The following is an 18701-nucleotide window of genomic DNA, read 5'->3' as shown; positions in this document are numbered from 1 at the left end:
CCGTGCTCGCGGGCCCCCGAAGGGCCAGGTCAGAGGCCGCAGAGGCCGAGAACCGCCTCGCCGTACCGGTCGAGCTTGACCTTCCCCACACCCGGGATCCGCGCGAGTTCCTCCATCGACTCGGGACGGTGCTCGGCGATCGCCTGGAGCGTCGCGTCCGTGAACACGACGTACGCCGGGATCCGCTGCTCGTCCGACACCCCGGCGCGCCACTCCTTGAGGGCGATCAGCAGTTCCTCGTTCAGCTCGACCGGGCAGTCCTCGCAGCGGCCCAGCTTGCGCTCGACGGCGGCCGTCAGCGGGCGCCCGCAGACCCGGCACGGCTGCGGGCCCTTCGCGGGACGCCGCTTGGCCGACCGGTCGAGACGGGCGGGCGTGTGCGTCGCGGTCTTGCCGGTGAGGCCGTCCAGGAACCGGGACGGGCGCCGCGCCTGCGCACCGCCCGGCGAGCGCGCCAGCGCCCACGACAGGGCCAGGTGGACGCGCGCGCGCGTGATACCCACGTAGAGCAGGCGGCGCTCCTCCTCGACCTGGGCGGGCGTCTTGGCGTAGATGATCGGGAGCATGCCCTCGGCGAGCCCCACGAGGAACACCGCGTCCCACTCCAGGCCCTTGGCGGCGTGCAGGGACGCGAGCGTGACGCCCTCCAGCGGCGGCGCGTGCTGCGCCGCGGCGCGCTCCTCCAGCTCGGCGACGAACTCGGGCAGGCCCGCCTTCGGGTTGTCGGCGGCCATGTCCTCGGCGAGCTGCGCCAGCGCGGCCAGCGACTCCCAGCGGGCCCGCGCCGCGCCCGCTCCCTCGGGCGGGCGGTCGGCGAACCCGGCGCCCGACAGCACGTGCCGGACCGTCCGGATCAGGCCGGTCCCGTCGGTCTCGGCGTCGGCGCCGGCGCGGGCCGCACCGCGCAGCCGGACGACCGCCTCCCGGACCTCGGGCCGCTCGAAGAACCGCTCCGCGCCCCGCAGGACGTACGGAACGTTCGCCGCGGCGAGCGCCGACTCGTACGCCTCCGACTGCGCGTTCGTCCGGAACAGGACCGCGATCTCGCGCGCGGGGACGCCCTCGTCCACGAGCTTGCGGACCCGGCGCGCGGTGTCGTCGGCCTCGGCGATCTCGTCGTCGTACTCGTGGAACGCCGGTTCGGGCCCGGCCCCCCGCTGCGCCACGAGTTCCAGCTTGTGGCCGGACGCGGGCGCCCGCCCCAGCAGCCCGTTCGCCAGCCCCACGACCTGCGGCGTCGACCGGTAGTCGCGGACGAGCCGGACGATCTTCGCGCGGGGGTGGTCGGCGGTGAAGTTCAGGAGGTGCGCGGCGCTCGCACCGGTGAACGAGTAGATCGTCTGGTTGGGGTCGCCGACGACGCACAGGTCGTCGCGGTCGCCGAGCCAGACGTCCAGGAGCATCTTCTGCAGGGGGTTGACGTCCTGGAACTCGTCCACGACGAAGTACCGGTACTGGTCGCGGACCTGCTTGGCGACCTCGTCGTGCTCGGTGAGCACGGCGGCGGTCAGCTCCAGCATCCCCTCGAAGTCGAGCAGGTTGCGCTGCCGCCGCAGCTCCTCGTACATCGCGTACGTGCGGGCCACGTCGGCGATCTCGGCCGACGGCCGCCGCCCGGCCCGCGCCGCGGCCGCCGCGTAGTCCTCGGGGCGGTGCTGGGTGACCTTCGCCCACTCGATCTCGCCCGCGACGTCCCGCAACTCCCCGCCGCCCAGCGACACCCCGATCTCGCGCGCCGCGTCCGCGACCACCCGGATCTTGGACTCCAGGATCTTCGGCGGCTCGCCCCCGACCACGCGCGGCCAGAAGTAGGTGAGCTGCCGCAGTGCCGCCGCGTGGAACGTCCGGGCCTGGACGCCCGGGGCGCCGAGCGTCCGCAGCCGTCCGCGCAGCTCCCCCGCCGCGCGGTTGGTGAACGTCACGGCGAGCACCCGCTGCGGCGCCATCACGCCGGTGTGCACGGCGTACGCGATGCGGTGCGTGATCGCCCGCGTCTTGCCCGTCCCGGCCCCCGCCAGGACGCACACCGGCCCCCGCACCGCCTCGGCGACCGCCCGCTGCTCGGGATCCAGTCCCTCCAGCACCGACTCGCTCAACATCCCCCCATGGTCGCAGCAGTCACCGACCGGATCGGCCCGCCCCGCGAATTGTGGACGACCGTTGACCGGACGGAATGCGAATCGGGCATCTAGTGTTCTTCCGTACGCGCGATCACGCGCCGACCATTTGGACGAACAGGGAGGACGACGCACCGATGGCGACGCCCACCGCCGACCGGGCCGAGGTGCCCGCCGGGCAGCTCACCATGTACACGACCACCTGGTGCGGCTTCTGCCGGCGCCTCAAGAGCCAGCTCGCCCGGGACGGGATCGAGATGGTCGAGATCGACATCGAGCGCGACCCGAAGGCCGCCGAGTTCGTGATGAGCGTGAACGGCGGGAACCAGACGGTCCCGACCGTCCTCGTCGGGGACAAGGTCGTCCTCACCAACCCGAGCGCGAAGGAAGTCAAGCGCCACCTGGCGGAACTCGCCGCCGAGGGCTGAGGCCGAGACTTCCGAGGAAGGCCCGCCGACCGAGCACCTGCCCGGTCGGCGGGCTTTCTGGTCCCGCGGACCCTCCGTCAGAACGGGGGCATGTGGGGCAGTTCGCCGCCGTACCAGCGCATGATCAGCTGCGCGGCGATGGACAGGGGGCCGGGGGCGACGATCTCGCCCGCGTCGATCGCGGCCCGCAGTTCCTCGCGGGTGTACCAGCCGGCGTCCAGGATCTCCGCGGGGTCCGGGCGCAGCCCGGTCTCGTCGGTCACGGCGGTGAAGCCGAGCATGAGGCTCCGCGGCATCGGCCACGGCTGGCTGCCCAGGTAGCGGACGTCCCGGACGTGCAGGCCGACCTCCTCGAGGACCTCGCGCGCGACGGCCTGTTCGAGGGACTCGCCGGGTTCGACGAACCCGGCGAGGATCGAGCGGCGGTCGGCGGGCCACTGCGGGCCGCGGGCGAGCAGGACGCGGTCGTCCGGGTCGGTGACCAGCATGATGACCGCGGGGTCGACGCGGGGGAACTGCTGCGCGCCGTCCGCCGGGCAGACGCGGACGTGACCGGCCTGCGCCACCCGCGTCTGCGCGCCGCAGCGGGGGCAGTAGCGGTGGGTGGCGTGCCAGTGCTCGAGCGCGACGGCGTGGGTGAGCAGGCCGGAGTCGCGGTCGCCGAGGATCGCGCCGACGCGGCGGAGCCCGGCGCGTTCGGCCCCCTCGACGGCGAACTCCCCGGCGACCGTGAAGTAGGCGGTGCCGTCCTCGTCCACGCCGAGGAGCCGGCGGTCGCCGGCGGGGGCCTGCGCGGGCGGGACGAACACGAGCGCGGGAGCGGGCTCGAGGACGACGGGCGCCCGGCCCTCGTGGACCGGCAGGACGCGGGTGCGCGGGTCGTCCCACGCGGCCGCGAGCCAGGCGTCGTCGTCGCGCCGCTCCGCGGCGCGGTCCAGCGTGCCGCGCGACAGCGCGAGCCACTCGAGCGGGCCGTCGGTCACCGTCATGTGTTTCCCCCAGGTTCAGCGCAGGGCGCCGGCCAGCTCGTCCCACAGGTGGGCGGCGGCCTCGGCGCCCTTGAGCAGTAGTGGAATCTCGACCTTCTCGTTCGGCGCGTGGATGCGGTCGTCGTCCAGCCCGACCGCGACGAAGATCAGCGGCGCGGCCAGGACGTCGGCGAGGTCGGCCTCGGGGCCGCTGCCGCCCTCGCGGGTGAACAGCACCTCGCGGCCGAACGCCCGCTCCATGGCGCGGCGCGCGGCGAGCACGCCGGGCGAGTCGATCGGCGAGAAGCAGGGCCGGACGCCGCCGCCGGGGATCCGCACCTCGGCCTCGACGCCGGGCGGGGTCCGTTCGGCGACCCAGGCGCGGAAGGACTCCTGCACCGTGACCGGGTCCTGGCCGGCGACGAGCCGGAACGAGATCTTGGCGTGCGCGTCGCGGGGCACGATCGTCTTGCCGCCGGCGCCGGTGTGGCCGCCCCACATGCCGTTGATCTCGGCGGTGGGCCGCGCCCAGATCCGCTCGAGGGTCGTGTAGCCGTCCTCGCCGTGCGGGGCGCGGCTGTTCCCGGCGGTGCGGAGCCACGCGTCCTCGTCGAAGGGGAGCTTGGCGAACAGGGCCCGCTCATCGCCCGTGAGCGGGACGACATTGTCGTAGAAGCCGGGCAGCGTGACGCGTCCGGCGGCGTCGTGCAGGCCGGCGAGCAGCGCCGCCATCGCGTGCAGCGGGTTCGGGACCGCGCCGCCGAACGAGCCGGAGTGCAGGTCGGTCGCGGGGCCGCGCAGCGTCACCTCGACCTCGGTGAGGCCGCGCATGCCGGTGCACATGGACGGGACGTCCGCCGCCCACATCGTCGTGTCGCTGATCACGATCGCGTCGCAGGCGAGCCGGTCGCGGTGGGTGCGCAGCAGGTCGGCGAAGTGCAGGGAGCCGGCTTCCTCCTCGCCCTCCACCAGCAGCTTCACGGTGACGGGCGGGGCCTGCGCGCCGGACGCGGCGAGCAGGGCGCGGAGCCCGAGGGTGTGGAAGAACACCTGGCCCTTGTCGTCGGACGCGCCGCGCCCGATGAGGCGGTCGCCGTCCTCGACGGGCGTGAAGGGGTCGGTGTCCCATTCCGCGAGGGGTTCGACGGGCTGCACGTCGTGGTGCCCGTACACGACGACGGACGGTGCGTCCGGGTCGGCGGCGGGCCATTCGGCGTAGACGGCGGGCAGTCCGGGGGTGTCCCAGATCTCGACGGTCGGCCAGCCCTGGCCGCGCAGGTGGGCGGCGAGCCAGTCGGCGGACCGCCGGACGTCGCCGACGTGGGCGGGATCCCCGGAGATGGACGGGATCGCCAGCCATTCCTTCAGGTCCGCGATGAACCGGTCGCGCTCCTCGCTGATGTATCCGACCACGTCGATGTTCTCGACCGAGTCGTTCACTCCATGCCCCTTTGCATGTCGTCGTACTGTCGTGCACAGTACGGGATCGCCGCACTCGCCCACGGGAGGGCCTCTTGATCCTCATCGATCCGCCGCTGTGGCCCGCGCGCGGCCGGGTGTGGTCGCACATGGTCAGCGACGTGTCCTACGCGGAGCTGCACGCGTTCGCGGAGGAACTGGGGATGCCGCCGCGCGCGTTCGACCGCGACCACTACGACGTCCCGTCCGAGTTGTACCAGGCGGCGGTCGCGCAGGGGGCGGTTCCGGTGGGTTGCCAGGAGCTGCTGCTGAGGCTGACCCGTGCGGGCCTGCGTCAGCGGAAGGTCGTGCGGGGTGCGCTGCGCGCGCGCTCGGCGACCGGCTCGACCGTCGCGAAGGCGCGCACGTCCGTCGCGGAGTCAGGCTCTCAGTAGCGCCAGTTCCGTCCGGATGTTGTGCCGGGCCGTCTCCTCAAAGCGCGCGCGGGCCGGTGGCGTGTTGAAAAGGGACGGCAGCGCGAGCAGCGATTCGAGCACCTGGGCGCGCCCGGCCCGGTAGAGCTCCTCGGGGACGAACGCGTACTCCGCGCGGACGGCGGCGGCGTAGGCGGCGTAGGCGTCGGGTCCGGCGCCGAGGATCGCGAGGTCGGCGTCGCACAGCACCTGCCCGTCGCGGTCGCCGGGCTCGGGCGCGTGCCCGGCGGTCAGCTCGACGAGCCGGACGACCCGATCGACGTCGCCGGGGTCCAGGTCGGTGTCGGCGAGCATGCGTTCGGCGAGGCGGGCGCTGCGCTCCTCGTTGTCGGCGCGCTCGGGGTCGTAGACGGCGTCGTGGAACCAGGCGGCGAGGCGGACGGCGTCGGGGGACGCGGCGTGGCCGGCGAGCTCGTCGACCAGGTCGAGGACGGCGGCGAGGTGCTCGCGGGTGTGGTACCTGCGGTGCGGCTCGCCGTAGCGGGCGTCGAGTTCCGCGCCGATGTGCCGGGTGTGCGGCCCGGCCAGCGCGACCCAGCGCTCGATGAAATCCATGTCCCCATCTTGACGGATCTTGGGACGGCGGGAGACACGCGGTGTCATCGTTCTTGCCCGGGCGGTCTCGCCCGGCCACTATGGTTGATGATCTGGAGTTAGGCAAGGCTTACCTCATTGGAAAGGGCCACGCGTGCCCGCCTCCCTCTACCTGGTCGCCGGGAAGGCGACCGACTCGGTGACGCACGGATTCCTCCCCGCCGCCGCGCGCCTGGGGCTCGACGTGATCGTGCTCACCGACCGCCCGGCCGCGCACACGGACCTCCCCGCACCGGTCGTCGCGGTCGTCGGATGCGACGTCTCCGACTTCCGGGACGTCGTCCACCGGATCGCCGACCGCGCCGCCGGCGCCGGGGCGGCCGCCGAACCCGCCGGGATCTTCTCCAACAGCGACTTCCTGCAGGCCCCGGCCGCGCTCGCCGCCGCGTACTTCGGGCTCCCCGGCAAGGACTGGCGGGCCGCCGCGCGGGCGAAGAACAAGGCGCTGGCGCGCCGCCACCTCGCGCACCTCGACCCGGTCTTCGCGGCCGACGCCCGCGCGGTGCCCGCCGACGCGCCGTACCCGCTCGTCCTCAAGCCGCGCGAGGGCGTGGCCAGCGAGGACGTCTTCCTGGTGCGGGACGCGCGCGAGCTGCGGGCCCGGGTCGCGGAGATCGGGGCGCGGCGCGCGGACCCGCTCGTCGCCGAGGAGTACCTCCCCGGCGCGCTGCACACGCTGGAGACGCTCGGGGACGGCCACGAGGTGCGGGTGCTCGGGTCGTTCCGTACGGACGTGTCACCACCGCCCCACTTCGTCGAGGAACGTCTCGAATGGGCGCCTCCCCCGCCGGAGACGCCGCAGGTCCTCGAGCAGCTGGCGGCGCTCGGCGCCGGGTTCGGCGCGTGCCACACCGAGTTCGCCGTCCACGAGGGCCGCGCCCGGATCATCGAGGTGAACTACCGGCTGATCGGCGACCACTGCGACTTCCTGCTCGCCGACCTGCTGGGCGTCCCCCTGCACGAGCAGATCCTGCGCGCGCACCTCGGCTCGCGGCTGCCCCCCGCCGTCCCGCGGCCGCGCGGGCACGCCGTCGCCGAGCCGGTCATCGCCGACCGCGCGGGCCGCCTCACGGCCGCGCCCGGCCCCGTCGAGCTGGACGACGGCGGCGTGCGGCTCGCGTACCGGCCGCAGCGCACCGTCGGCGACGAGGTCGCGCTGACCCGGACGAACCGGGACTACCTCGGCACCGTGCGCGCCATCGGCCCCGGACCGGACGACGTCCGGGCGGCCCTCGCCCGTTTCCGCGCGGCCCACGAGTGGACGATCGCGTGACCGAGGCCGACCCTGCACCTATGGACACCCCTGCCTCGGGCACCCCTGCCTCGGGCACCCCAGCCTCGGGCACGCAGGCCGCGGGCACGCCTTCCGCGAACCTTGAGGGCCGCTTGGCCGCGCGTGTCGTGGACGCGTTGCTGCGAGAGAACTACGCGGGCTTGCAGGGGCTGATCCGGGAGGAGAGCCTGCAGTTGCCAAGTCGTCGGATACGGCTTGTGGAAGCGCGCCCGGCGTTCCTGTCGGATGTCGAAGTGGACCCGGCGCAGAACCTGACGCTGGACGACGTCTTCCGTGCCGTACGGCTCCTCGCCGACCCCACCGACGACGTCGGCGCGTTCGAGCGCGAGTGCCGGGACGCGCTCGCCACCGCCAAGCTGCACGGCGACGCCCGGCCCGCCGTGTTCCGCCGCCTCGGCCGCATACCGGACGAGCTGCGCACCGGCCCCGGTGTGTTCTACGAGACCCTCGCCGCCTTCACCGAGCACCCGGTCCATCCCACGAGCCTCGGCCGGGCCGGGCTGAGCCTGGCCGACCTGAGCCGGTACGCGCCCGAGTTCGGTCCCGCGTTCCCGCTGCGCTGGGCGTCCGTCCGCGGCGCGATCCTGGCGGGCGACCCGCCGCCGTGGTGGCCCGCCCCGTCCGACGTCGGGCTCCCGTCCGCGGACGCGCTCTTCCCGGTGCACCCGCTCGCCGCGTCCGGCGTCCGCGAGCAGCCCGGCGCCGTCCTCGCCCCGGAGCCGTACCTGCGGGTCAGGCCGACGCTGTCGATGCGGACGGTCGCCGCGGCGCCGCTCGCGCACGTCAAGGTGCCGCTGCCGACGAGCACCCTCGGGCTGCGCAACCGCCGCACGATCATGCCGGGCACGCTGCCGGACGGGGCGCTCGTCGAACGGATCCTGCGGCGGGTCCTCGACCGCGAACCGTCCCTGCCCGTCCTGCTGGCGGACGAGCAGACCTACGGGCACGCGCAGAACCCGCTGCTGGGCTACCTCGTGAGGCGCTTTCCGGCCGAGACGGCGCGCGCGCACGTCGTCCCCGTCGCGGCGCTACTGGCCGAGACACCCGAACGCGGTCACGTCATCGAACGCTGGGACGTCGAGGCCTTGTTCGCCTCCTACCTCGACGCACTGTTCGCCTGGAACGTCACCCTGTTCCGCTACGGCATCGCCCTCGAGGCGCACCAGCAGAACGTGTCGCTCGTCCTGCCCGGTGACACGGCCGACGGCCCTCTGCGCCTCCTGCTCAAGGACAACGACGGCGCGCTCATCGACCCCGCCCGGCTCCGCGCCCGCCTCCCCCCGGACCCGGACACCGATCCCCGGAACCTCATCGACCGTCGCATGACGACCGACGACCCCGACGCCCTGGCCCGCGTCTTCGTCACCATCACGCTGCACCTGTGCGCGGCGGCGCCCGCCCTCGGCCTGGCCGAACGCGGGCTCCTGCCCTGGCGGACGGGGCGCGCGCTCGTCCGCGACCGGCTCGCCGCGGCGCTCGGGCCGGGCGACGCGTTCCTGCGCGCCCGCACGCTGGACGCCGCGACGCTGCCGGGCAAGGCCATGGTCACCGCCGGAACCCTCGTCGACAAGGCCAGGACCGGCGCCGCCGACATCAACAAGCACTACGGCCCGGCCGGGCCCAACTATCTACGGGACACCACGTGCTGCTGACCGGATCCGCGACCCCGGCCCTCACGGCCGACGACGCCACCTCGACCGCGCTGCTGAACTGCCTGATCCGGGAGGTCTGCGCGCCCGAGCAGCAGGTCCGGGCGGACGGCGCGCACCTGGTCGTGCGGCTTCCCCGGGCCGACGTCGTGCTGCGCACCGGCCTCGCCAGACCGCCCGCCGGCCCGACCTTCCGGCTCGAACCCCCGTACGAGGAGCGGCGCGGTGACGTCTGGACGCCCGCGTCCTGGCACCGGCTCGCCGACCTCGTCGCGGGCGAGCTGGAACTCGCGACCGGACGGGCGAACCCCGAGTTCCTCGCCCAGGTCGGCGACAGCCGCACCGCGCTCGCCGCGATCCTCGCCGCCCGGACCGACGCCGCGGGGGACGGCGCCGACGGGGACGGCGCCGCCGGCCCGTCCGGCGACGGCCCGTCCGGCGACCGGTACATCGCGTCCGAGCAGTCGCTCGTCGCCGGGCACCGCTTCCACCCGTCGCCCAAGTCGCGGCAGGGCGCGCCCCGCGACTGGCTGAAGTACGCGCCGGAGGCCCGCGCGCGCTTCCGCCCGCACTGGCTCGCCGTCCCGGAGGATCTCCTCGCCGAAGAGGGCGACCCGGACGCGTTCGCGGCCCTCGAGAAGCACGGCCCGCCCCCGGGACCGGGCCGCCGGCTGGTTCCCGCGCACCCGTGGCAGCTCGCCCTGCTCTCCGAGCGCCTGCACCGCGCCCTGCGCACCGGACTCGTCACCGACCTGGGCCCGTCCGGCGCGGAAGCCGTCCCCACGTCGTCCGTCCGGACCGTTTACCTTCCGGACGCCGACGTCTTCTGCAAGTTCAGCCTGGACGTGCGCATCACCAACTGCGTGCGCAAGAACGCGTGGTACGAACTCTCGGGTGCGGTCGCACTGAACGACCTCTTGAATCCGGTGTTCGCCTCTATGGGCGTCACCCTCCTGTCGGAGCCCGCCTACCGAACCGTCACGCTCGCAGACAGGCGCCTGTACGAGGGTCTGGGCGTGATCCTGCGGCAGGGCGTGCAGCACCTCCCCGGCACCCCACTCCTCGCGGGCGCCCTGGCCGACCCCTACGGCACCTTCCTCTCCTCCCTCCCCGCCCTGGCCACCCCCGAGGGCGCCCTCGCCTGGTGGGACTCCTACGTGGCCCACGTCGCGCCACCCGTCCTGCGCGCGTACCTGGACCATGGCGTCGTCCTGGAACCGCACCTGCAGAACGTCCTGGTCTGCGTGGACCCGGACGGCATGCCGATCCACACCGCGTTCCGCGACCTCGAAGGCACCAAGCTCGTCCAGGGCCGCTGGAACCTCGGCGGCCTCCCGCCCCGCGTCGCCGAGAGCCTCACCTACGCGCCCGACCGGGGATGGAACCGCGTCGTCTACTGCCTCCTGATCAACCACCTCACCGAGATCGCCGCCGCCGTCGCCGATCTGCACCCCGAGCTCGAGCTGTGGCCCGCCGCCCGCCGCCACTTCGCCGCCCACGACCGCCACCCGCAGGTCCGCGCGCTCCTCGCCGGGGTGCCGCTGCCCGCGAAGGCGAACCTGCGCGCCCGGTGGTCCCGGACGGCCGACCGCGGCGCCATGTACGTCCCGGCACCCAACCCCCTGGCGAGGCCGCTGTGAACCCCGACGACGTCCCCGACCGCCTCCCCGCGTACGTCTACGACCTGCGCGGCCTGGACGAGCACATCGCGTCCGTCCGCGCGGCCCTCGGCGCCACCGAGCTGTACTACGCCGCGAAGGCCAACCCGGACCCGCAGATACTCCGCACGGTCGCACCCCACGTGGACGGGATCGAGGTCTCATCGGGCGGCGAACTGACGCACGTCCGGGAGACGCTCCCACACACCCCCCTGGCGTTCGGCGGCCCCGGCAAGACGGACGACGAACTGGCCCTCGCCGCTCGCCTCGGCGTCGACCGCGTCCACGTCGAGAGCCCGAACGAACTCGCGCGCCTCGCGGCCCACGGCCCCCGGTCCGTCCTTCTCCGCGCAAACCTCCCGTTCCGCACGCCGGGCGCCGCCCTCGCCATGAGCGGCCCCTTCGGCATGGACGAGGAGGCCCTCGACGCGTGCGCCCGCCGCATCCCCGGCACGCCCCTCACCCTCCGCGGCGTCCACGCGCACCTGGCGTCCGGCCTGGACGCCCCCGCGATGCTCGACCTCGCGGACCGCATCGTCGGCTGGGCCCTCCCGTTCCTCGCCGACCACGGCGTGGACGACCCCGAGATCAACATCGGCGGCGGCATGGCCGTCGACTACACGTCCCCCGGCACCCGCTTCGACTGGGCGGCCTACGGCAAGGGCCTGCCCGCGGGGATGCGGCTCCGCGTCGAACCGGGCCGCGCCCTCACCGCCTACCACGGCTGGTACGTCACCGACGTCCTCGACGTGAAGACGACCCGCGGCGAGACCTACGCCGTCCTGCGCGGTGGCACGCATCACCTGCGAACCCCCGTCACCAAGGGGCACGACCAGCCCTTCGAGGTCCTGTCCTCGAAGGACGCACCGTCCGGCCGCGCGACCCTCGTGGGCCAGCTCTGCACCCCGAAGGACGTCTTCGCGAGCGACGTCCCCGTCCCGCCCCTGGCCCCCGGCGACGTCGTCGCGTTCGCGATGGCGGGCGCCTACGCGTGGAACATCTCCCACCACGACTTCCTCATGCACCCGAAACCGGCCTTCCACTACCTCCGCTGACCGTCGGCGGCCGGGGTCAACGCGGGGTGCCGTGCCAGCGCCAGGTGGTCGGGCGGGGGCGGTCGGGGAGGTCGGTGCGGCCGGTCGCCCACAGGAGCGTCCGCCACGGGGGCGTGTCGCGCGGGGCGTCCGGGAACAGGCGGTGCAGAGCGCGCGCGCAGACGTCGGCGGGCGGGTCCCACGCGATGTCCAGGCCCTCGATCAGGTCGTGGGTGTGGAGGAGCATCTCCACGACGCCCATCGCCGCGAAGCCCTCGGGGTCGGACGCGCCGTAGAGGTGGTAGGCGCGGACGTCCGGCGGCGTGACGCGCGCCAGCGCGACGAGCAGCGCCGCGCAGGACTCGAGCACCTGCAGGAGCCCGTCGGGTCCGGCGGCGGGGTCGGCGCGGATCACGGTGGAGGGTGCCTCGGGCCGGCGCGGCGTTCGGGCGAACGGCACGTTGCCGTCCATCGGCGGCGTGCGCGGCCCGAGCTGCGCGGCGTACAGCATGAGCGCGTGGCTCATGTGCTCGACGGTCTCCCAGCGGGTCCAGTCGAGCGAGGCGGGGTCGCCGTCCCAGGCGCCGGGCGGGACCTTCCGCAGCGCGTCGAGGGCGGTCCGGACGGCCCGGTCGAGGTCGTCCGGGGTGACGGGTTCGGGGTTCGCTGGCATCGGAGTCACCCTAGCCTTTGCGTCTCGTTGAACTTCCCGTCTAATGGGTACAGCGACCTTCCCGACAAAGGGAGAGATTTCGGTGCTCGATCGGGTGCGTTCGTTCGCGAGTCAGGGAGTACGGGCGGTCCGCGCGGCCCGGGACGTGGGCGCGCTCCGCCCGGTCCGTCCCGACCGGGCGGTCCGGATGCAGCTCGCCTACCGGCGCTACGGGCCCGTCCCGGCGTCGATCGGGGCGATGGCGGCGCTGCGGTTCCCCGCCCGGACGGCGATCATCGACGAGCGGGGCGAGCTGACGTACGCGGAGCTGGAGGCGCGCGCGGCGGCGCTGGCGACCGCGCTGCGCGACCGGGTCGGCGAGGGCGGCGGCATCGGGATCCTGTGCCGCAACCACCGGGGGTTCGTCGAGGCGGTGCTCGCGGCGTCCAGGCTCGGCACCGATGTGGTGCTCCTCAACACCGACTTCTCGGCGAAGCAGCTCGCGGACGTCGTCGAGCGCGAGGGTGTCGGGCTGCTCGTCCACGACGAGGAGTTCGCGGGGGTCGTGGACGGCGCGGGGTTCACCGGCCCGCGGGTGCTGGGCTGGACGGACGAGCCCGCGCCGGAGAGCATCGACGCGCTGGTCGAGCGGACGGACGCCGAACCGCGCAAGCCGGACCGGCCGAGCAACGTGATCATCATGACGTCCGGCACGACCGGCACCCCGAAGGGGGCGCGGCACGAGATGTCGGCACGCGCGATGATCCCCGCCGCGCTGACGCACCTCGTGCGCGTCCCGGTCCGGTCGGGCGCGCCGATCGTGATCACTCCCCCGCTGTTCCACCTGCTCGGGTTCGCCTACGCGACGGTCGGGCTCGGCATGGGCATGCCGCTGGTGCTGTCGCGCCGCTTCGACGCGGGGAGCACGCTGCGGAGGGTCGCCGAGACGGAGGCCGAGACGCTCGTCGCCGTCCCGATCATGCTTCAGCGCATCCTGGACGCCCCCGGCGAGGCGCCGTCGCTGCGGACGGTCGTCTGCGGCGGCTCGGCGCTGCACCCGCACGTGTCGGACGCGTTCATGGAGCGGTTCGGCGACGTGTTGATCAACGTGTACGGGGCGACCGAGATCGGCTGGGCGACCATCGCCACGCCGGACGACCTGCGCGACGCCCCCGGCACGGTCGGGCGCCCGTCGCTGCGCCTCACGATCCGGATCCTGGACGAGGACGGGCGGGAACTCCCCGCCGGGGAGCCCGGGGAGATCTTCATCGGCGGCGGGCTGCGCTTCTCGGGCTACACCGGGGGCGGCGGCAAGCAGGTGCGGGACGGCCTGACCGGCACGGGCGACCTCGGCCACTTCGACGGCGCGGGACGGCTGTTCATCGACGGGCGCGCCGACGACATGATCGTCTCCGGCGGGGAGAACGTATTCCCGGGCGAGGTCGAGGCGCTGCTCGGCGAGCATCCGGACGTCGCGGACGCGGCGGTGACCGGGGTGGACGACGCCGAGTTCGGGCAGCGCCTCGCCGCGTACGTGGTCCGGGCGCCCGGCGCCGATGTCGGGGCGGACGACCTCAAGGGGTACGTGAAGGAGCATCTCGCGCGCTACAAGGTGCCCCGGGACGTCCATTTCGTCGACGAGCTGCCCCGCACGAGCACCGGGAAGGTCAGGGCGAAGGCCCTGCCCGGTTAGGCGCGGTCAGGCGCGGTCGCGCGCGGTCAGGCGGCGCGCCGCTTCGCGGCCATGCAGATGCGGGCGAGATCGTTCAGCGCGTCCGCGCGGCGCTCGTCCAGCGGCCGCTCGTCACCCGGCGCGGCCTCCGCCAGAGTGTCGATGACCAGGGAGAACAGCGGCCATTCGGCGGGGCCGATGGCGCCCTGGAAGTCGACGCCGTCGGCGAGGTCGTCCACGTCGAGGTTGCGCGCGAAGGCGGCGAGGGCGGCCTCGGCCGCCACGACGCCGATGCGCATCGCCAGCGCGGCCGGCTCGCGCTCCAGGGGCCGGTCGAGGGGAAGGGTGCTGGAAGCCATGCGCGACAACATAGAACATACGAGCGAGCGGCGTCGAACGTTTGCTCGAAAACGTGCCGCGCGTCGCGCCCGGAACGTCGGTCGGCTCCCGGTTCGTCAGCCCGCGACGGCGTGCAGGAAGAGCAGCGAGTGCACGACGTGCAGTTCCCCGTCCCGCTCGCTCGGCCGCATCCCGGTCGCGGGCCCGCCGCCGAGTTCGTCCCGGAGCTCGCCGCGGATCCGCTCGCGCGCGTCCTCGGGCGTGCCGGAGGAGTCCAGCCACGGCTCCAGCGGGCGGACGACCTCGAACCGTTCGGCCCGCTTGACCTCGGCGTCCGCGCCCGTGACGAGCCCGCCGATCTGCGCCTCGGTGAGGACGGTGCCGTGCGCGGGGTCGCGGAGCCGCGCGATCCGGTCGGGGTCGCCGTCGAGGTCGTCGGGACGGACGAGGTCGGCGACGAAGATCGCGGCACCGGGCCGGCTGACCCGCTCCATCTCCCGCACGACGGCCTTCGGATCGGTCGCCCGGTGCAGGGAGAAGCGCGTGACGACGAGGGTGAACGACCGGTCGAGGTAGGGCAGGGCGGTGGCGTCGCCGTGCGCGAAGGTGACGTTGGTGACGCCGTCGCGGTCGACGGCGCGCTTGCCCTCGGCGAGCATCGCGGGCGCCGCGTCGAGGGCGGTGACGTGCCGGACGCGCCGCGCGATCGCCCGCGACACCGGCGCCGTCCCGGCGGCGACCTCCAGCACGATGTCCTCGATGTCGACTTCGGGATCCATGAACCGGACGAGCCGGTCCAGATCGCGGGTGGACGCCCCGTTCCGTCCGGGATCGGCGAACCCGGCCGCCTGCTCGGGGAACTCGCGGACCGCCTTCTCGTCATGCGACACCGGCACGGCGCCTCCCTCGGTCGGTTCCCCGGATCATCCCCGATAGCACCCCCGGTGAACAGAGGGCGGTGAGGATGATCACCCGGTGAACGGCGGCCGGCGGCCGGCGGGGTCAGCCGGCCGGGACGCCCTCCAGCAGCGCCGCGAGCCCGTCCGCGTCCAGCAGGTCGGCCGGGCGGACGGTCACGCCCGCGCGCACGTAGTGGAACGCGGCGCTCACCCGCTCGACCGGGACGGCCGCGAGCTGCGCCCACGCCACCCGGTAGGCGGCGAGCTGGACGGCCGCGAACCGCGCGTCGTCGCCCGACGGGGGCCGGCCGGTCTTCCAGTCGACCACCTCGAAGCCGCCGCCCGGCGACCGGAACACCGCGTCCATCCGGCCCCGGACCAGCCGGTCCCCGATGATCGTCTCGAACGGCACCTCGATGTCGAGGGGCTCGCGGCCCGCCCACTCCGACGCCTCGAACGCGTCCTGCAGCCGCGCGAGGTCGGCGTCGTCGGCCGCGCCCTCGTCGGCGGCGCCGGGCAGCTCGTCGGGGTCCAGGAGGCGCTGCTGCCCCCAGCGTCCCTCGAGCCAGGAGTGGAACGCGGTGCCGCGCCGCGCGTAGGGGGCGGGCGGGCGCGGCATCGGGCGGCGGATCTGCCGGGCGAGCGCGGCCGGGTCGCGGGCGAGCGACACCAGCGACGACACCGACAGGTGGCCCGGCAGCTCGACGAGCGTCCCGTCGCCGCCGCGGCCCCGGTCGCGCTCGGCGAGCAGCAGCTCGACGTCGCGCGCCCACGCCGACATGCGGCCCCGGTCGGCGTCCGACAGCCCCTCGGCGCCCGCCCAGTGCAGGACGCGGCCCGCCATCGCGTCCTCGACCATGCGGGCGCCCTCGACGACGGCCTCGTACCGTTCCCGCGCGGACAGGTCGGTCCGCCCGCGCTCGCCGGGCGCCACCGGCCACGGCGCCTCGTCGGGGTCGGTGAGCAGCGGGTTCGTCGCGTCCTGCGGCGGCCGGTCGGCCCACGCGACGACCTTCCCGGCCCCGGCCGCGCACACCTCCCGGACCTCCTCCAGGAACGGCGACGGCCCGAGCGGCCGCCCCGAGGACCCCCACCAGTACCCGGTCGCGATCAGCAGCGCGGACGCCCGCGTCACCGCGACGTACGCGAGCCGCCGCTCCTCGCGCACGTCCCGTTCGGCGCACGCCTGCTCGAACGCGGCGAGGTCGTCCTTCTCCAGCCCGGCCAGGTTCGGCAGGTCGGCGCGGTCGCCGCGCAGCGGGAACGGCAGGACGCGCGGGTTCGCCGTCCAGCGGGTCGCGTTCTGCGGCGGCGACGGGAAGATCGAGCCCTTCGCCGGGTTGCCGTTCTTCTGCGCGGTGAACGACAGCCCGGGGACGACCACGACCGGCCACTCCAGGCCCTTGGAGGCGTGCACGGTCAGCAGCTTGACGCTGTCGGTCTCCCCGACCCGCCCGGCCTCGAGCCCGAACTCCTCGGTCTCGGCGGCCTTGAGGTAGGCGAGGAACGCGCCGAGCGTGGGGTCCTCGGCGTCGCCCGCGAACCGCGCGGCGGCGTCGATGAACGCGTCGAGGTCGGCGCGCGCGGTGACCGGGTCGAGTCCGGACCGGGCCGCGACCTCGATGTCGAGCCCGAGCGCCCGCTCGACCTCGTTGACCAGGTCGGGCAGCGGCAGCCCGACCTGCCCGCGCAGCCCCCGCAGCTCGTCGCGGAGCCGCCGCAGCCGGCCGAACCCCTCGGGCGAGTACGCGGCCGGGTCGCCCAGGTCGTCGAGGGCGTCCACGAGGCTGCCGGTCTCCTGGTTCAGCTCGCCGACGAGCTGCCGCAGCGGATCGTCCGCCTCCTCCGCGGGGCCCTCGCCGGACGGCTCGGGGCCGTCCGGCGCCTCGCCCGCGCCCTCGTCCCGGGCGGGCGGCGTCACGTCGCGCGCCTGCTCCTGCGCCAGCGCGCGCGCCCGCCGGCCCAGCGCGACGAGGTCGCGCGGGCCGAGCCGCCAGCGCGGGCCCGTGAGCAGCCGGGCGAGCGACGCCCCGGCCGACGGATCGTGCATCACCCGCATGGTCGCGACGACGTCCTGCACCTCGGGGACCGTCAGCAGGCCGCCCAGCCCGACGACCTCGACCGGGATCGCCCGCGCCTCCAGCGCGCGCCGCAGCAGCGGGAACTGCGACCGCTTCCGGGCGAGGACGGCGACGTCGGCGAACCGCAGCGGTTCGACCTGCGGCTCCCCGTCCGGGGCGGTGCCGGGGTCGGCGGCGAGCAGCGCGGCGATGCGGGCCGCGATCCGCTCGGCCTCCTCCTCGACGGTGTCGAACAGCGCGCACTCGACGCGGCCGCGCCCGTCCCGTCCGGCGCCCGGCACCAGCACCGGCACCGCCTTCGTGTCGGCGCGCAGCTCCTCCTGGACGCGGGCCGCCGCGTCCAGGATCCGCTCCCCGTTCCGGAACGACCGGCTCAGCTGGACGACCGGCGCCGGAACCGGCCGCCGCGTCCCGGCGCCGGGCTGCGCCGGGAAGTCGTGGGCGAACCGCAGCAGGTTGCCCGCGCTCGCGCCGCGCCACCCGTAGATCGACTGGCAGGGGTCGCCGACGGCCGTCACCGGGTGCCCGCCCGCGAACAGCGAGCGCAGCAGGACGAGCTGCGCCTGGCTCGTGTCCTGGTACTCGTCCAGCAGGACGACCGAGAACCGCGACCGCTCGATCATCCCGACCTCGGGGTGCCGGTGCGCGATGCGGGCGGCGAGGGCCATCTGGTCGCCGTGGTCGATGACCTCCTTCGCCGACTTCGCCCGCCCGTACGCCTCGATCAGCGGCATGAGCTGCTCGCGGACGGCGTGCTTGGCGAGGACGTCGCGCTGCGCCTTCAGCGGCTTGCGCAGCGCCGCGAACATCTCGTCCAGCCGGGATCCGACGCCGCGCACGTCCTCGGCCGTCCGCAGATGCTCCGACAGGTCGCCCGACAGCTCCATGACCGCTTTGGTGACGGTGTCGGGCGACCAGTCGATGCGGTCCATCGGCCCGTTGTAGGCGTCGACGACCCGGGAGCAGATCTGCCACGCGACGGCCGGGGAGATCAGCCGCATCGTCGGTTCGAGGGCCTCGCGGAGCGCGTGGTCGCCGAACAGCCGCGCCGCGTACGCGTGGTACGTCGACACCATCGGCTCGCCGTCGAACAGGGACTCGCCGCCGAGCCGCTCCAGCTCGTCCGCCGGGAGCACCTCGCGCAGCGCGTCGAGCCGCCTGCGGACGCGCGCGCCCAGCTCGGCGGCGGCCTTGCGGGTGAAGGTGAGCCCGAGGACGCGCTCGGGCCGGACGAACCCGTTCGCGACGAGCCACACGACGCGCGCGGCCATCGTCTCGCTCTTGCCGGATCCGGCGCCCGCGACGACCGCCATCGGGGCCATCGGCGCCTCGATCACGCGGGCCTGCTCGTCGGTGGGCTCGGGGATCTCCAGCAGCCGCGCCAGCTCGGCGGGGGTGATCACCGAAGGCCCCCCGCGTTCTCC

Annotated in this window: 15 protein-coding genes; 7 read left to right on the top strand and 8 right to left on the bottom strand. The window is 74.7% G+C overall.

The annotated features are described in order from the left end of the window. Nucleotides 1–29: 29 nt before the first annotated feature. A complete protein-coding gene (locus F7P10_RS31830; protein WP_151015074.1) occupies nucleotides 30–2099 on the bottom strand; it encodes an ATP-dependent DNA helicase UvrD2 in 2070 nt (689 codons plus the stop codon). A 155-nt stretch (nucleotides 2100–2254) separates the two neighbouring features. On the opposite strand from F7P10_RS31830, the gene F7P10_RS31825 reads away from it, so the two are divergent. After that, nucleotides 2255–2545: a mycoredoxin gene (locus F7P10_RS31825; protein WP_151015072.1), complete on the top strand. Its 291-nt coding sequence runs from the start codon at nucleotides 2255–2257 to the stop codon at nucleotides 2543–2545. Nucleotides 2546–2622: 77 nt separating this feature from the next. Here the strand turns inward: F7P10_RS31825 and nudC are convergent, their stop codons facing one another. Both nudC and F7P10_RS31815 read right to left on the bottom strand, forming a co-directional pair. Beyond that, nucleotides 2623–3534, bottom strand: coding sequence for an NAD(+) diphosphatase (gene nudC, locus F7P10_RS31820; RefSeq protein WP_151015070.1), 912 nt, complete (start codon nucleotides 3532–3534; stop codon nucleotides 2623–2625). Between the two features lie 15 nt (nucleotides 3535–3549). Next, nucleotides 3550–4932, bottom strand: a complete 1383-nt coding sequence (locus F7P10_RS31815) for a dipeptidase (protein WP_151018420.1) — start codon at nucleotides 4930–4932, stop codon at nucleotides 3550–3552. Between the two features lie 95 nt (nucleotides 4933–5027). Between F7P10_RS31815 and F7P10_RS31810 the strand changes: the two genes are divergently transcribed. After that, nucleotides 5028–5366 (top strand): DUF4031 domain-containing protein, encoded by a 339-nt coding sequence (locus F7P10_RS31810; RefSeq protein WP_151015068.1) that lies wholly within the window; start codon nucleotides 5028–5030, stop codon nucleotides 5364–5366. Here the strand turns inward: F7P10_RS31810 and F7P10_RS31805 are convergent. Next, nucleotides 5352–5960, bottom strand: coding sequence for an HD domain-containing protein (locus F7P10_RS31805; RefSeq protein ID WP_151015066.1), 609 nt, complete (start codon nucleotides 5958–5960; stop codon nucleotides 5352–5354). The genes F7P10_RS31810 and F7P10_RS31805 overlap by 15 nt on opposite strands. A 133-nt stretch (nucleotides 5961–6093) precedes the next feature. Between F7P10_RS31805 and F7P10_RS31800 the strand changes: the two genes are divergently transcribed. From F7P10_RS31800 to F7P10_RS31785, 4 genes are all read left to right on the top strand, one after another. Continuing rightward, a complete protein-coding gene (locus tag F7P10_RS31800) occupies nucleotides 6094–7272 on the top strand; it encodes an acetyl-CoA carboxylase biotin carboxylase subunit family protein (protein WP_151015064.1) in 1179 nt (392 codons plus the stop codon). 218 nt (nucleotides 7273–7490) lie between these two features. Next, entirely contained in the window at nucleotides 7491–8945 is a 1455-nt protein-coding gene (locus F7P10_RS31795; protein WP_254716127.1) for an IucA/IucC family protein, read from the top strand. Continuing rightward, complete coding sequence (locus F7P10_RS43655; protein WP_151015060.1) at nucleotides 8936–10582, top strand: IucA/IucC family siderophore biosynthesis protein; 1647 nt, start codon at nucleotides 8936–8938, stop codon at nucleotides 10580–10582. The genes F7P10_RS31795 and F7P10_RS43655 overlap by 10 nt, the downstream gene beginning before the upstream one ends. Continuing rightward, nucleotides 10579–11655: an alanine racemase gene (locus F7P10_RS31785; protein WP_218040208.1), complete on the top strand. Its 1077-nt coding sequence runs from the start codon at nucleotides 10579–10581 to the stop codon at nucleotides 11653–11655. The genes F7P10_RS43655 and F7P10_RS31785 overlap by 4 nt, the downstream gene beginning before the upstream one ends. 16 nt (nucleotides 11656–11671) lie before the next feature. Here the strand turns inward: F7P10_RS31785 and F7P10_RS31780 are convergent, their stop codons facing one another. Beyond that, a complete protein-coding gene (locus F7P10_RS31780) occupies nucleotides 11672–12307 on the bottom strand; it encodes a maleylpyruvate isomerase N-terminal domain-containing protein (RefSeq protein WP_151015056.1) in 636 nt (211 codons plus the stop codon). Nucleotides 12308–12389: 82 nt separating this feature from the next. On the opposite strand from F7P10_RS31780, the gene F7P10_RS31775 reads away from it, so the two are divergent. After that, a complete protein-coding gene (locus tag F7P10_RS31775) occupies nucleotides 12390–13979 on the top strand; it encodes an AMP-binding protein (protein ID WP_254716126.1) in 1590 nt (529 codons plus the stop codon). Nucleotides 13980–14005: 26 nt separating this feature from the next. Here the strand turns inward: F7P10_RS31775 and F7P10_RS31770 are convergent, their stop codons facing one another. From F7P10_RS31770 to F7P10_RS31760, 3 genes are all read right to left on the bottom strand, one after another. Next, nucleotides 14006–14317, bottom strand: coding sequence for a hypothetical protein (locus tag F7P10_RS31770; RefSeq protein ID WP_151015052.1), 312 nt, complete (start codon nucleotides 14315–14317; stop codon nucleotides 14006–14008). A gap of 96 nt (nucleotides 14318–14413) precedes the next feature. Continuing rightward, the gene (locus tag F7P10_RS31765) at nucleotides 14414–15193 is read right to left on the bottom strand and encodes a class I SAM-dependent methyltransferase (protein ID WP_151015050.1); all 780 of its coding nucleotides are present in this window, start codon (nucleotides 15191–15193) and stop codon (nucleotides 14414–14416) included. A gap of 106 nt (nucleotides 15194–15299) precedes the next feature. Continuing rightward, a complete protein-coding gene (locus F7P10_RS31760) occupies nucleotides 15300–18680 on the bottom strand; it encodes an ATP-dependent DNA helicase (protein ID WP_151015048.1) in 3381 nt (1126 codons plus the stop codon). Between the last annotated feature and the right edge of the window lie 21 nt (nucleotides 18681–18701).

The organism is Actinomadura sp. WMMB 499 (genome assembly GCF_008824145.1).
Taxonomy (GTDB): Bacteria; Actinomycetota; Actinomycetes; order Streptosporangiales; family Streptosporangiaceae; genus Spirillospora.
The sequence above is the reverse complement of the archived record's forward strand: the minus strand, read 5'-3'. Positions and strand labels throughout refer to the sequence as shown.

What these genes read in the sequence shown, in the direction of transcription:
- F7P10_RS31825 (WP_151015072.1), top strand. Translation starts at nt 2,255, where the DNA reads ATGGCGACGCCCACCGCCGACCGGGCCGAGGTGCCCGCCGGGCAGCTC.
- nudC (WP_151015070.1), bottom strand. Translation starts at nt 3,534, where the DNA reads ATGACGGTGACCGACGGCCCGCTCGAGTGGCTCGCGCTGTCGCGCGGC.
- F7P10_RS31780 (WP_151015056.1), bottom strand. Translation starts at nt 12,307, where the DNA reads ATGCCAGCGAACCCCGAACCCGTCACCCCGGACGACCTCGACCGGGCC.
- F7P10_RS31770 (WP_151015052.1), bottom strand. Translation starts at nt 14,317, where the DNA reads ATGGCTTCCAGCACCCTTCCCCTCGACCGGCCCCTGGAGCGCGAGCCG.
- F7P10_RS31805 (WP_151015066.1), bottom strand. Translation starts at nt 5,960, where the DNA reads ATGGATTTCATCGAGCGCTGGGTCGCGCTGGCCGGGCCGCACACCCGG.
- F7P10_RS31830 (WP_151015074.1), bottom strand. Translation starts at nt 2,099, where the DNA reads ATGTTGAGCGAGTCGGTGCTGGAGGGACTGGATCCCGAGCAGCGGGCG.